Annotated in this window: 9 protein-coding genes and 1 tRNA gene; 8 read left to right on the top strand and 2 right to left on the bottom strand. The window is 62.0% G+C overall.

Annotated elements, in window-relative coordinates:
* From ACOQOQ_RS07550 to ACOQOQ_RS07525, 6 genes are all read left to right on the top strand, one after another.
* A complete protein-coding gene (locus ACOQOQ_RS07550; protein ID WP_420569526.1) occupies positions 1-930 on the top strand; it encodes an AEC family transporter in 930 nt (309 codons plus the stop codon).
* 72 nt (positions 931-1,002) lie between these two features.
* The gene (locus tag ACOQOQ_RS07545) at positions 1,003-1,725 is read left to right on the top strand and encodes an ABC transporter ATP-binding protein (RefSeq protein WP_420569525.1); all 723 of its coding nucleotides are present in this window, start codon (positions 1,003-1,005) and stop codon (positions 1,723-1,725) included.
* Positions 1,719-4,085 carry an ABC transporter permease gene (locus ACOQOQ_RS07540; RefSeq protein ID WP_420569524.1) on the top strand — a complete coding sequence of 789 codons (2,367 nt, stop codon included), beginning with the start codon at positions 1,719-1,721 and terminating at the stop codon, positions 4,083-4,085. The genes ACOQOQ_RS07545 and ACOQOQ_RS07540 overlap by 7 nt, the downstream gene beginning before the upstream one ends.
* A 7-nt stretch (positions 4,086-4,092) precedes the next feature.
* Positions 4,093-5,310, top strand: a complete 1,218-nt coding sequence (locus ACOQOQ_RS07535; RefSeq protein WP_420569523.1) for an efflux RND transporter periplasmic adaptor subunit — start codon at positions 4,093-4,095, stop codon at positions 5,308-5,310.
* Positions 5,311-5,424: 114 nt separating this feature from the next.
* Positions 5,425-7,212 carry an autotransporter assembly complex protein TamA gene (locus tag ACOQOQ_RS07530; RefSeq protein WP_420569522.1) on the top strand — a complete coding sequence of 596 codons (1,788 nt, stop codon included), beginning with the start codon at positions 5,425-5,427 and terminating at the stop codon, positions 7,210-7,212.
* Positions 7,212-10,427 (top strand): translocation/assembly module TamB domain-containing protein, encoded by a 3,216-nt coding sequence (locus ACOQOQ_RS07525; protein WP_420569521.1) that lies wholly within the window; start codon positions 7,212-7,214, stop codon positions 10,425-10,427. Before ACOQOQ_RS07530 ends, ACOQOQ_RS07525 begins: the two co-directional genes overlap by 1 nt.
* Before the next feature lie 9 nt (positions 10,428-10,436).
* On the opposite strand, the gene ACOQOQ_RS07520 is transcribed toward ACOQOQ_RS07525, so the two are convergent.
* Both ACOQOQ_RS07520 and ACOQOQ_RS07515 read right to left on the bottom strand, forming a co-directional pair.
* A tRNA-Arg gene (locus ACOQOQ_RS07520) sits at positions 10,437-10,514 on the bottom strand.
* Between the two features lie 45 nt (positions 10,515-10,559).
* Positions 10,560-10,871, bottom strand: a complete 312-nt coding sequence (locus tag ACOQOQ_RS07515) for an ETC complex I subunit (RefSeq protein WP_420569520.1) — start codon at positions 10,869-10,871, stop codon at positions 10,560-10,562.
* Positions 10,872-11,305: 434 nt separating this feature from the next.
* Between ACOQOQ_RS07515 and uvrB the strand changes: the two genes are divergently transcribed.
* Both uvrB and ACOQOQ_RS07505 read left to right on the top strand, forming a co-directional pair.
* Positions 11,306-13,507, top strand: coding sequence for an excinuclease ABC subunit UvrB (gene uvrB, locus ACOQOQ_RS07510; RefSeq protein ID WP_420569519.1), 2,202 nt, complete (start codon positions 11,306-11,308; stop codon positions 13,505-13,507).
* 101 nt (positions 13,508-13,608) lie between these two features.
* A complete protein-coding gene (locus tag ACOQOQ_RS07505; RefSeq protein ID WP_420569518.1) occupies positions 13,609-13,911 on the top strand; it encodes a hypothetical protein in 303 nt (100 codons plus the stop codon).
* Positions 13,912-13,945 lie beyond the last annotated feature (34 nt).

Raw genomic sequence — 13,945 nt, 5'->3', positions numbered from 1 at the left:
ATGCACGAGCTGTTGAACGTCGTCCTGCCGGTCTTTCTGGTCATTGGCTTTGGCTATGCGGCCGTCTGGCGTCGGCTGATCACGCAAGATCAAATCGACGGGCTGATGATCTTTGCGCAGAACTTTGCGATCCCCTGCCTGCTGTTCCTGGCCATCTCGCGGCTGGATCTGGGTCAGAGCTTTGACCTAAGGCTGTTGGCCTCGTTCTATTCCGGGGCTGCTATCTGTTTCGTGCTGGCCATGTGCGGCGCGCGCTTCTTATTTGGCCGCCCGTGGGAGGACAGCGTCGCCATCGGCTTTGTCGGGCTGTTTTCGAACTCGCTTCTGCTGGGCCTGCCGATCACCGAGCGTGCCTATGGCCCCGAGGGGCTGGGCGGAAACTATGCGATCATCGCGGTGCACGCGCCATTTTGCTACATGCTGGGCATCACCGTAATGGAGCTGGTGCGTGCGCGCAGCCGCTCGCCTTTGCGGCTGGTGCGTCAGGTGGCCCGGGCAATGTTCCGCAATGCGCTGGTGTTGGGGCTGGTACTGGGCTTCGCGGTGAACCTGACCGAAACCGCCCTGCCCGCTCCGCTGACCGCCGCGTTAGAACTGATGGGCCGCGCGGCCCTGCCCACAGCCTTGTTCGGCCTTGGCGGCGTGCTGTTCCGTTATCGCCCCGAGGGCGATCTTAAGGTCATCGCCTTTGTTCTGACCATCGGGCTTGTGGTGCATCCGCTTCTGGTCCTTGGGATGGCCAAAGGACTGGCGCTGCCAATTGCCAGCGAACGCTCGGCCGTGCTGACGGCAGCCATGGCACCGGGCGTTAACACCTATCTTTTCGCCAACATGTACGGCGTGGGCAAAAGGGTCGCAGCCTCTTCGATTTTGCTTGGAACGATCTTATGTATTTTCACAGCATGGGTTTGGCTGCAGATCCTGCCGTAACGGCCTGCAACTTTTGCAGTGGTACTGCGGACAGGATCGGTTAGGCTGAGTTCGATACAGATGGGGGCCAGTATGACCAACAAATCCCCGACTTCAGACGCGTTCACCACCAAGGGCCTGACCAAGGTCTATGGCGAGGGGCCCGCAGCCGTGCATGCCTTGCGCGGTGTGGATTTGACCATTCCCTCGGGCGAGTTTGTGGTGCTTCTTGGCCCCTCGGGCAGTGGCAAATCCACGCTATTGAATATCCTGGGCGGGCTGGACCGTCCTACCGATGGCAGCGCCCATTTTCAGGACACCGAACTGACCGCCCTCACCGATTCCGAGTTGACACGGTACCGGCGAGACCACGTTGGCTTTGTCTTTCAGTTCTACAACCTGATGCCCAGCCTGAACGCACGTGAAAATGTTGAACTGGTCACGGAAATCTCGACCGATCCGATGGATGCGGGGCAGGCGTTGGCGCTGGTCGGGTTGGACGAACGTGCGCATCACTTCCCTTCGGAAATGTCAGGCGGAGAGCAGCAGCGCGTTGCGATTGCCCGTGCCGTGGCCAAACAGCCCACCGTGTTGTTCTGTGACGAACCCACTGGCGCACTGGACAGCGCCACGGGCCGGGCAGTGCTGAAGGTTCTGACAGATGTGAACGAAAAGCTGGGCACCACGGTTATCATCGTCACCCATGCCGCAAGCACCGCCGCTCTGGCCGACCGGGTGATCCATTTCGCCGATGGCGGCATCCGCGAGGTCATCACCAACGACACCAAGCTGACTGCGGAAGAGATCGAATGGTAAGCCCGCTGGACAGAAAGCTGCTGCGCGATCTGTCCCGGATCAAGGGGCAAGCGGCCGCTATCGGTCTGGTGATCGCCGTCGGCGTGCTGATGCTGGTGATGATGAAGGGGCTGGTGAACACGCTGGATGAAACCCGGCTGGCCTATTACGACCGGTACCGGCTGGCCGAAGTGTTCGCCCCCGTCACCCGCGCGCCCGAACGGATGCTGGACCGGTTGGCGGCCATTCCCGGCGTTGCTGCGGTCGAAGGGCGGGTCAGCGGCAGTGCGCTTATAGATATTGGCGCGCGCGAGCTGCCGGTGCGCGCCCAGGCCCTGACTTTGCCGGACATCGGGCGGCCCCGTCTGAACGACATCTACCTGACCGCCGGCCGGTTGCCTGCGCTTGGCCGCTCGGACGAGATCGTGCTGCTGGAAGGCTTTGCCAAGGCCCGCGATCTGGCGTTGAACGACCAGTTGACGGCCACGATGAATGGTACGCGGCGCACGTTCCGCATTACCGGCTTCGCACAATCACCCGAGTTTTTGTACTCGACCGCACCGGGCGAGATGGTCCCCGACGACGCCCGGTTTGCCGTGTTCTGGATGCGGTTTTCGGCGCTGGCGGCGGCCTATGACATGCAAGGTGCGTTCAATCAGGCGATCATGTCCCTGTCACGCGGCACCAATTCCAAATCGGTGATACTGGCCGCGGACGAGATCCTTGCGCCTTACGGGGCAGTCGGGGCTTTTGGGCTTGAGGATCTGATCTCGAACCGGTTTGTCAGCGAAGAGATACGGGGGCTTGGCAGCACCTCGAACGTGGTGCCGCCGATTTTCCTTGGGGTTGCGGCCTTCCTTTTGTACATCGTGATCAACCGTATGGTGCAGGCCGAACGCGAGCAAATCGGCCTGCTGAAGGCCTTCGGCTATTCCTCGTTCGAGGTCAGTCTGCATTACCTGAAACTGGTGCTGGTGATTGCCGTTCTGGGCGCCATCGTAGGCAGCATTGGCGGGATCATCTCGGGCAGTGCTTTGGCCAAGTTTTACCAAGTCTATTACAAGTTCCCGTTTCTGGTGTTCACCGTTGACCCGCGCAGTTTCGTGACCGGGTTTGCCGTGTCGATCCTGACCGCCTCGGCCGGGAGCCTGTTTGTCCTGCGCGGCGTGTTCCGCCTGACCCCTGCGGTAGCCATGCGTCCGCCCGCACCGCCTGACTATTCCCGCAGTATCGATCTGGCCGCTCGGTTCAAACGCTGGCTGGACCAGCCCAGCCGCATGGTTCTGCGCCGCCTGACCCGGTATCCGGGCCGGATGCTGGGCGCGGTGATCGGTATCGCGACGGGGCTGGCGCTGTCGGTTTCCTCTTTGACCTTGATGGAGGGGTTCAACATCACGCTGGACCTAAGCTTCAACGTCATGAATCGCGGCGACATGGCCGTGACATTCACCATGAAACAGACGGACAAAGCCATGCTGGAGCTGGGGCGCCTGCAAGGTGTCGAACATGTGGAACCCTCGCGCGCGGTGCCCGCGGTGTTTCGCAATGGTACTTACAGCTATCGCGGTGCGATCGAGGGACGGCCGGAATTTCCCGTGCTGAACCGGGTGATCGACGCGGATGAACAGCCCATCGCCATGCGTGCCGAAGGCGTCATCCTGTCCAAAGCCCTTGCCGAGGTTCTGCACCTTCAGGGCGGCGATATCCTGACCGCCGAGATCCGCGAGGGCCACCGCCCGGTGTTGCATCTGCCCGTGGTCGGCGTGGCAGAAACTCTGATGGGTGCGCCGGCCTTCATGCAGCTGGACGCCCTGACCCGCGTGCTGAATGAACCGGGCCAGGTCACCGGCGCCACGCTGACGATTGACGAAGCCCAGCTGGAGACGCTGACAGATACGCTTAAAGAGATGCCGATGATCGCAGGCATCTCGCTCAAGTCCGACATCCGCGATGCGCTGACCCAGATCATGAACCAAGGCCCGGGCGCGGTGCGTTTCATCATGCTGGCCATCGCGGCGATTATCACCTTCGGGATCGTCTATAACTCGGCCCGCATTGCCTTTGCCGAACGGGCGCGCGATCTGGCCAGCCTGCGGGTGATGGGATTTTCCAAGGCCGAGGCCTCGTTCGTGTTGCTGGGCGAGTTGGCCGTGGTCACCCTGGCCGCGCTGCCGCTTGGGATCGCGCTGGGTTATGGTTTGACCTATCTCACGGTAAAGGGCTTCTCGACTGATATATACCAGATCCCAGTCAGCTTCAGCGCGAACAGCTATGGCATGGCGATCAGCGCGGTGCTGGTCTCGGCCGCGGTATCGGGGTGGCTGGTGAAACGGGAACTGGACAAGATCGACATGGTCGCAGTGTTGAAAACAAGGGACTGAGACGAAGATGGCACAGAAAAAACGCTCTCGGATGGTGATAACGTTGGTGACGGCGGCCGTGATTGTGGGTGCGCTGGTCTATGCGTTCTGGCCGCGCCCGACGCTGGTGGATATGGCCGAGGTGACAACCGCCCCCCTGCAGGTCACTATCAACGAAGAGGGCCGCACGCAGGTGCACGAGGCCTATATCGTTTCAACCCCTATCGCCGGGCGACTGGTGCGCCTGACCGTCCACGCCGGGGATATGGTAGCGGCGGACAGCGTGGTGGCACGGATGCTGCCGGCCCCTCCGGCCGCTTTGGATGCACGCACCCGCGAGCAGGCCAGCGCCGGTGTCAAAGCCGCCGAGGCCGCCCTGCGCGTGGCCGAAGCTGACGTAAACAAGGCCCAGGCCGATCGCGATCTGGCCGAGGCGAACCTTGAACGCACCAAGCGCCTTTTTGACAGCGGTATTGTCAGCAAGGCCGCCCTGGACACGGTGGAACGCACCGCCCGCGCGGCCAATGCCAACCTGGACACGGCCCGCGCGGCGATTTCGATGCGAATTGCCGAACTGAACAACGCGCGCGCGGCGCTGATCTCGTTCGATGCGGATGCGGATTCAGGCGATAACGTGGTGTCGGTCGTGGCGCCGGTCTCGGGCTCGGTCCTGCGGATCATGCAACGGTCTGAAATCACGGTTCCCGCCGGCACCCCCATTCTGGAGATCGGCAATATCGAAACCGATCTTGAGGTCGTGGCCGAGCTTCTGTCCACCGACGCCGTGCAGATCGCGCCGGGCGATCCGGTGATCATCGACAACTGGGGCGGGCCCGAGGTGCTGCATGGCACCGTTTCGCGGATCGAGCCATGGGGCTATACCAAGGTTTCGGCCCTGGGCGTCGAAGAGCAACGGGTCAAGGTCACCATCGCCTTCACCAGCCCTTATTCGGACCGCACCGCCCTGGGCCACGGGTTCCGCGTGGAAACGCGGATCGTGACCTGGACGGATGATGCAGCGCTGACGGTGCCCTCGGGTGCGCTGTTCCGCAATGGCACCGAAGGCTGGGCGTTGTTCGTGGTTCATGATGGCGCGGCCGTGCTGACCCCGGTGACCGTCGCGGCCAACAACGGTCTGACCGCAGCGATTTCCGAAGGCGTGGCACAGGGCGATCCGATCGTTCTTTACCCCCCTGCAGGACTGGAAGACGGCCAAACCGTCGCCAAGCGCAGCGCCTATCAGTGAACCCGCGCGGCAGAAACCTGCCGTGGGTCTGAAAATTTCGGGAAATCTAAGTGTACTCTGGCCCGTGTCCGCTTATCCTGTGCTTGAACACTCTTTGCCCGCCGAGGCCCCGTTTTGCTAACCCGCCCGCTTATTCTTATTGGCACAGCTGCCTGGCTGTTCGCCTTTCCGGCCGCCGCGCTGGAGACGCTGACGATCAGCCTAAGCGGTGCGCAAGACAAAACGCTTGAGCGTACGTTGCGCGCGGCTTCGTTGCTGCGGTTAGCGCAGGACGAAGGGGTCGAAGATCCGCAAGACCTGTTTTCGACAGCGCAGGCCGATTATCAGCGCCTGCTCGAAACGCTCTATGCCGAGGGGTATTATTCCGGGGTGATCTCGATCCGGTTGGACGGGCAAGAGGCCGCGGCGATCCCGCCCTTGCAGGTGCCGCGAAAGATCAATGTTATTACCGTCAGCGTCGATCCCGGCCAGCGCTTCAAATTTGGTACCGCCGAGGTGACCCCTCTGCCCGCCGATGCGACCTTGCCAGAAGGGTTCCGTCCCGGCGAAGCTGCCCGCTCGACCCTGGTTCTGGAGGCGGTCGAAACCGCCGTGGATGCCTGGCGGCTGGTCGGGTATGCCAAGGCGCAGCCAAAGCACCAGCACTTGCTGGCTGATCACAGGGCCCGGCGTCTGGACGCCAGGGTCACGATCGCTCCGGGGCCGAAGGTCACCTTCGGGCAGTTACAGATCAAGGGCGAAAGCAAGGTCAGCACCCGGCGGATCGCCCGCATTGCAGGGCTACCCGAGGGGGAAACTTTCAGCCCCAGGGATCTGGAAAAAGCGGCCAACCGGCTGCGGCGCACGGGCGCCTTCCGATCGGTCAGCCTGACCGAAGCTGACCGTCTGGGCCCCGGCGACACCATGGACATTACGGCTCAGGTGGTGGACGAAAAGCCGCGCCGCTATGGGTTGGGGGCAGAAGTATCCAACTACGAGGGCATCACACTGTCCGGCTATTGGCTGCATCGCAACATTCTGGGCGGGGCCGAAAGGCTAACCGTGGACGGCGAAATCTCGGGGATCTTTGGCACCACCGGCGGGTTGGATTACGCGCTGGGAACGCGGTTCGAACGGCCCGCCAGTTTTGGCGCGGACACCAAGCTTTATGCCTATCTGGAGCTGGAAAGCCTGGAGGAAAAGACCTATCGCGCCGATCAGGGCACCCTTGCCATAGGGGCCGCGCGCGGCTTTACCGATCACTTGGAAGGTGAGCTTGAGCTGGCTTTTAGCTATGCGGACACGCGCGATGCTTTTGGCGACCGGACGTTCACCCTGTTCAGCACGCCGTTCACACTGCGCTGGGATCATCGCGACGACCTGCTGGACCCGACAAGCGGGCATTACCTCAGCACCAAACTGACTCCGTTCATGGGTCTGGACGGCGAGGCATCGGGCCTGCAATCAACGCTGGACGCGCGGCTTTATCGTGGGCTGGGCGATCGGCTGGTGGCGGCCGGACGTTTGCAGCTTGGCTCGGTCATGGGGTCGGCCCTGTCCGAAACCGCCCCGGATTTCCTGTTCTATTCGGGCGGGGGCGGCACCGTCCGCGGCCATCCTTATCAGTCACTGAACGTTGATCTGGGCGGTGGAGACGCCATCGGCGGACGCAGTTTCCTTGGTCTGTCGGCCGAGCTGCGCACCAAGGTGACCCCCCTGATCAGCGTCGTGGGCTTTGCCGATGCGGGTTATGTCGGCACCGAAAGCCTGTATGACGGCAGCGGCGCGTGGCATTCGGGGGCGGGGCTGGGGCTGCGCTATGACACCACGGTCGGACCCATCCGGCTGGATATCGCCGCGCCGATCTCGGGCAGCACAGGCGATGGCGTGCAATTCTATATCGGGATCGGGCAGGCTTTTTGATGAAACGTCTGTTCCTTGCCATATGTTTGCTTCTGCCGCTGAGCCTGCACGCACAGACAACCTCGGAAGATCGCGGTTTTCTTGAAGGTATGCTTGAGGACGCCCTGTCCGGCGCTGGCCGTGATGTGCAGATTGAAGGGTTCCAAGGCGCGCTCAGTTCCTCGGCGACAATCGAAAAACTGACGATCGCGGATGACGATGGGATCTGGCTGACCCTGACAGGGGTAACACTGAACTGGAACCGCGCGGCGCTGCTGTCGGGGGCCCTGGATGTGACCGAGCTTTCGGCCAAGCAGTTGCGGATGCCGCGCAAACCCGCCCCCGCGCCCAGCCTGCCCAGCGCGCAGGCCACCCCATTACAGCTGCCGGACCTGCCGGTATCAGTGCGGGTGGCAAAATTTTCTGTGCCCCAAGTGGTTCTGGGGCCGGAAATTCTGGGACAAGCGGCTGACCTGAATATCGCGGGATCTGCCCGCTTGGCGGATGGGTCAGGTTCGGTCCAGCTGTCCGTCCTGCGCCAGGGGGACAGCACGGGCCAGATCACATTCGTCGCCAGCTATGCCCGCGACACGCAGAACCTTGCCCTGGACCTGTCCCTGATCGAGCCGCAGGACGGCCTTATTGCCTCGGCCCTGGGCATTCCTGACGCGCCGCCACTGATGGCGCAGATCAAGGGGGTCGGCCCGCTTCAGGACTTCCGGGCCGACATCACGCTCAGCTCAGAGCAACAGACCCGCGTGAGCGGCAAGGTGACCCTAAGCACTGACCCCGAACAGCCCGAACAGACCCGGTTCGCGGCCCAGCTTACAGGCGATATATCGGCGCTATTGCCCGCGGATTACGGCGCATTCTTTGGCCCCCGGCCGCAATTGGCGTTTGCAGGCACGCGTAACCAAACGGGTACGATCTTGATCAACCAGTTTGATCTGCGTGCACGGGCGATGACCGCCTCAGGAACCGCCCAGATCAGCGCCGACGGCCAGCCCATGCAGATCAATCTAAGCGCCCGGATCGAGGCCGAGGACGGAACACCCGTCCTGCTGCCACTGACCGGCCCGCGCAGCCTGATCCGCTCGGCGCGCCTACGCGCAAACTATGACGCTGAAGCGGGCGACGACTGGTCTCTCAGCGCCAATCTGAGCGAGTTGCAACGCGATGGGCTGAATCTGGATCAGGCCGAAATGGTGGCAACGGGCACCTTTGCCCAGCAGACCCTGCAGGGCGCGTTTCGAACCACTCTGACGGGGCTGAGCCTGTCTGATCCGGCGCAGGCACGCGCAGTGGGCCAGACGGTGACCGCGCGAACCAATATCCAGTGGTCTAAGGGGACCCCTTTCCGCTTGTCCGATCTGGCGCTTCAGACCCAGCATTTCGATGCGTCCGGCGATGTCAGCATCATGCCGGTCGCCCAACAAACCGAACTGGACATTCAGCTGGATCTGCAAACCCAGGTGAACGATCTGGCGCCGTTCTCGGGCCTTGCCCAGCGCGCCCTTGCCGGCGCGGGCCGGCTGGGGGTCAAAGGAGCACTGCGGCCTGTCTCGGGTGCGGTGGATCTTGAGGTTTCGGGTGAGACCACCGAGCTGGATCTGGCATTTCCACGTTTGGACCCGTTCTTGCGGGGCCGCACGCTTCTGACATCCCGGATCATCCGCAACGAAAGCGGGTCCGAGCTTTGGGTCAAGCTGTCCAATCCCGCGCTTCAGCTGGACGGTCAGGGCATTATTGGCGACGGGAAGGGCCGCGCAGACCTGACGCTGAACATCGCTGATCTGTCCCTTGGCCTGCCCGAGCTGCCGGGTCCGGCCCAGCTGCAGCTGAAGGCCACGCAGACCGGCTCTGACTGGGCTGTTGATGCGGCGGTTGATGGACCTGGCGGCGCGAACCTTAGGGCGGCCGGCCAGATCGCCGAAGACGTCAGCACTGCGGACGTGACAGCAACCGGAACGGCCCCCCTGGCGCTGGTTAACGGCTTTATCCGGCCGATGACCCTGTCGGGGATGGTGCGCTATGATCTGACACTTTCGGGTCGGCCAAGCCTTGAGGCCGTAAGCGGACAAGTAACGGCGCAAAAGGCGCGACTGGCCTTGCCGGATCAACGCCTGGCGCTGGAAGATATTGACGCTTCGGTCAACCTGAGCGGTGGCGCCGCGCAGCTGGCGATCGACGCACAGGCGGTTTCCGGCGGCAGGCTTGGCATCAGTGGCCCCGTGCAACTGACACCGCCATATAACGCCGCGCTGGGGATGCAGCTGACACAGATCATTCTGACCGATCCCACGCTCTATCAGACCTCGGTCAGCGGGCCGCTGCAGATCACCGGAGGGCTGACGGGCGGTGCGCGTATCTCGGGGCAACTGCAGCTTGGCCCGACCGAGTTGCGGGTGCCCAACCCTTCGGGGGCGGAACAGGCGGACCTTCCGGGTCTTCGCCACGTGAACATCCCAGCGGCGGTGCAGCGCACGCGCGGCTATGCTGGCCTGCTGCAATCGGACAGCGCACAAAGCAGCGCCACCGGGGCCTTTGCCCTGGACCTTAGCGTGCTTGCCCCCGACCGGATTTTCGTGCGCGGGCGCGGGCTGGATGCCGAGCTGGGCGGCGCATTGGCGCTGAAGGGCAATACCGCGAATGTAATCCCCGAAGGGCGCTTTGACCTGCTGCGCGGCCGTCTGGACATCCTTGGCAAACGGTTCTTGCTGACCGAAGGGCTGGTCCAGCTGCAGGGCGCTTTTGACCCATTCATCCGTTTCGCCGCCGAAACCGACGCCGATGGCACAACAGCCACGATCGTGATCGAAGGTCAGGCCAGCGCCCCCAATCTAAGCTTTGAATCCTCGCCCAGCCTGCCGCAGGACGAGGTGCTGGCCCTGCTGCTGTTCGGTAAAGACCTCAGCACGATCTCTCCGCTGCAGGCGGTGCGTCTGGCAGCGGCCGTTCGGACGTTGGCCGGCAAGGGCGGCGATGGCATCAGCGGCAAACTGCGGCGTGGGCTGGCTCTGGATGATCTGGACGTCACCACCACGGAAACCGGCGCGACCCAGGCACGCGCGGGTAAGTATATCAGCGAGAACATCTACTCTGAGGTCACCGCTGACACCGAGGGCAACTCTCAGATCAACCTGAACCTGAACATCAACCGCTCGGTCACCGCGCGCGGGCGGCTGACCTCGGACGGCGAGACCGGGATCGGGGTGTTCATCGAAAAAGACTATTAAGGGAAAGGGTGGCGAGCCGTGGAGGACTCGAACCCCCGACCTGAGAATTAGAAGTTCCCTGCTCTAATCCAGCTGAGCTAACGGCCCGCAATCCCACGGGCGCACCTTGATGCGCCAGCGGGGAAACAGCAATCAGTGGGTCCAGGGACCGCGCCGATTTGTGGCAAAGTTCTCGCCATAACCACCGGCCCTGATGTTGGGCTTGCGGGTCTTGGGCTCGGTCACGGTGGCCTCGATGCCATGTTCCTTGGCATAGTCCAACGCGGCTTCTTTGCTGGAGAATTTCATCTTCACCTGCGATTGCGTATCCGAGCTGGAGGTCCAGCCCATCAGCGGGTCCACTTCACGCGCCGAGGAAGGGGCAAATTCCAGCACCCAGTCCTTGGTTTTCGCCGTCCCCGAGGACATCGCGGTTTTAGCCGGTTGGTAGATACGCGCACGCATGTCATGACTCCTCTTTGCAAGGCAGTATATCGGCGAAAATGAAGAAGACGGCAAGAGCAGACCGTCCGAATCCCTCGCAATTTGCCCGGGAAAGAAGGACGTTGGCCGCCATTTGGCCCGCAGGGAGCGAGGGGTGGGTGAACGCGGACCCGATGGCGGCCAAGTCTGCTGCTTGCTCCTTTGATTGATAACTTTCATTTGTATGTATTCGCAAGCATACACCCTCATGAAATTTCAAAATTGTCACAGTTTTTGTTCATATATTTCAAACTGGATAGCATTTTTGACCAATTTTTTCTTTTTATGGCTATTCCGCATAGCAAACAGAACCGATTGCCTTGTTCCGCGATGCAGTTTGGTGGCCTGTGCAGCCCGAACAGGCCTTGAAGTAGAACAAAAACAGATCAAATCTGGGACACCTGCCGGAGATTCTCATGCCCTACGCACATTCCGATTCTGCCCCACCGATGATGCACGCCCCTGCCCCCGAGGTGAAATCGCGCCCCAAGCTGGAAGGCGGCAAAAAGTTCGTGATGAACTCGGAATTTGAACCAGCCGGAGATCAGCCCACCGCGATCAAGGAACTGGCCACCGGCGTTCTGGACGGAGAACAGGATCAGGTTCTGCTGGGCGCGACGGGCACCGGCAAGACCTTTACCATGGCCAAGGTGATCGAACAGACCCAGCGCCCGGCCATCATTCTGGCCCCGAACAAGACCCTGGCCGCGCAGCTGTATGGCGAGTTCAAGGGCTTCTTCCCCGACAATGCGGTCGAATATTTCGTCAGCTACTATGACTACTACCAGCCCGAAGCCTATGTGGCCCGCTCGGACACCTATATCGAGAAGGAAAGCCAGATCAACGAGCAGATCGACCGTATGCGCCACTCGGCCACGCGGGCGCTGCTGGAGCGGGACGATGTGATCATCGTTGCGTCGGTCAGCTGCATCTATGGTATCGGCTCGGTCGAAACCTACGGGGCGATGACGCAGGATCTGAAGGCGGGCGAGGAATACGACCAGCGCGCCGTCATCGCCGATCTGGTCGCGCAACAATACCGCCGTAATGACCAGGGCTTTCAGCGCGGCAGCTTCCGCGTGCGGGGCGATGTCCTAGAGATCTGGCCCGCCCACCTTGAAGACCGCGCCTGGCGCCTGTCGTTTTTTGGTGAAGAGCTGGAGGCGATCACCGAATTCGATCCTCTGACCGGGCAGAAAACCGACGATTTCGAACATATCCGGGTCTACGCAAACTCGCATTACGTGACGCCGAAGCCGACGATGCAGCAGGCCATACTGGGCATCAAGAAAGAGCTGCGCCAGCGTCTGGACCAACTGGTGAACGAAGGCAAACTGCTTGAGGCGCAGAGGCTGGAACAGCGCTGCAACTTTGACCTTGAAATGCTGGAGGCCACCGGCGTCTGCAACGGGATCGAGAACTATTCACGCTATCTGACAGGTCGCGCGCCCGGTGAACCGCCGCCCACCCTGTTCGAATTTATCCCCGACCATGCCATTGTTTTCGCAGATGAATCTCATGTCAGCGTTCCGCAGATCGGCGCCATGTACAAAGGTGACTATCGGCGCAAATTCACGCTGGCCGAACATGGGTTCCGTCTGCCGTCTTGCATGGACAACCGCCCGCTGAAGTTCGAGGAATGGGACGCGATGCGCCCGCAATCGGTGTTCGTCAGCGCCACCCCTGCCGCGTGGGAGCTGGAGCAAACGGGGGGCGTATTCACAGAACAGGTGATCCGCCCGACGGGCCTGTTGGACCCGATGGTGGAAATCCGCCCGGTCGAGACACAGGTCGATGACGTGATGGATGAAATCCGCCGCGTCACGGCTGATGGTTTCCGCACACTGGTGACCACTCTGACCAAGCGCATGGCCGAGGATCTGACCGAATACCTGCACGAACAGGGGATCAAGGTCCGCTATATGCACTCGGACATCGACACGATCGAGCGCATTGAAATCCTGCGTGACCTGCGGCTGGGGGCCTTCGATGTGCTGATCGGCATCAACCTGCTGCGCGAGGGTCTGGACATCCCCGAATGCGGGTTGGTTGCCATTCTGGACGCGGACAAAGAGGGGTTCTTGCGCTCGGAAACCTCGCTTATTCAGACCATTGGCCGCGCCGCCCGAAACGCCGAAGGCCGCGTGATCATGTATGCCGACCGCATTACCGGCTCGATGGAGCGGGCGATGGGCGAAACCGACCGACGCCGCGCCAAACAGATCGCCTATAACGAAGAACACGGGATCACACCCGAGACAGTGAAAAAGAACGTCGAGGATATTCTGGCCGGGCTTTATCAGGGCGATACGGATCAGTCCCGCGTCACCGCCAAGATCGACAAACCGATGCACGGTGCCAATCTGGAGGCCCATCTGGACGGGCTGCGTGGCGAAATGCGCAAGGCCGCCGAGAACCTGGAATTCGAAGAGGCTGCCCGCCTGCGCGACGAGATCAAGCGGCTTGAGGCCGTGGATCTGGCCATCGCGGACGACCCGCTGGCCCGCCAAACCGCGGTCGAGGCCGCCGTCGAGGCATCGGGTGCCAATTCCGGACGATCCACCGCGGGTCGGCCCGGCCAACGGGGCGGGGTGAAACGGCGACGGGGACGAGGATAGACGCGTTGAAAATCCCAACTGGCTTCGGCATACTGCGCCTCAGGCAAACATCCCCCGCGTACAACGGAAAATCCGGGCCGGGGCTCATCGGGGCGGTATCCATGACACGTATTTTAGCCGGGCTTGCCATAGCCTGCAGCTTTCTGAGCACCCCCGCGTATGCAGGTCCGATCGAGCGCGCTTGTATCGAGGCCGGACGCCAGGCGGCTTCGGGGAGGCTGTGCAACTGCATCCAACAGGTCGCTAACCAGACCCTGACACGCTCGGACCAACGCTTGGCGGCCAAGTTTTTTAACGAACCGCACAAAGCGCAAGAGATCCGTCAGTCAGATAACTCGAACCACGAGGCTTTCTGGCTGCGTTACAAGGACTTCGGCATCTCGGCTGCCGCCATGTGCGACTAGCGCAAGGTCACTGGATGTATTGCCTCGCTGCGCG

This window comes from Thalassovita sp. (assembly GCF_965218685.1).
GTDB lineage: Bacteria > Pseudomonadota > Alphaproteobacteria > Rhodobacterales > Rhodobacteraceae > Thalassobius.
Note: the sequence above shows the minus strand (reverse complement) of the source record. Positions and strands in the feature narration are given on the sequence as shown.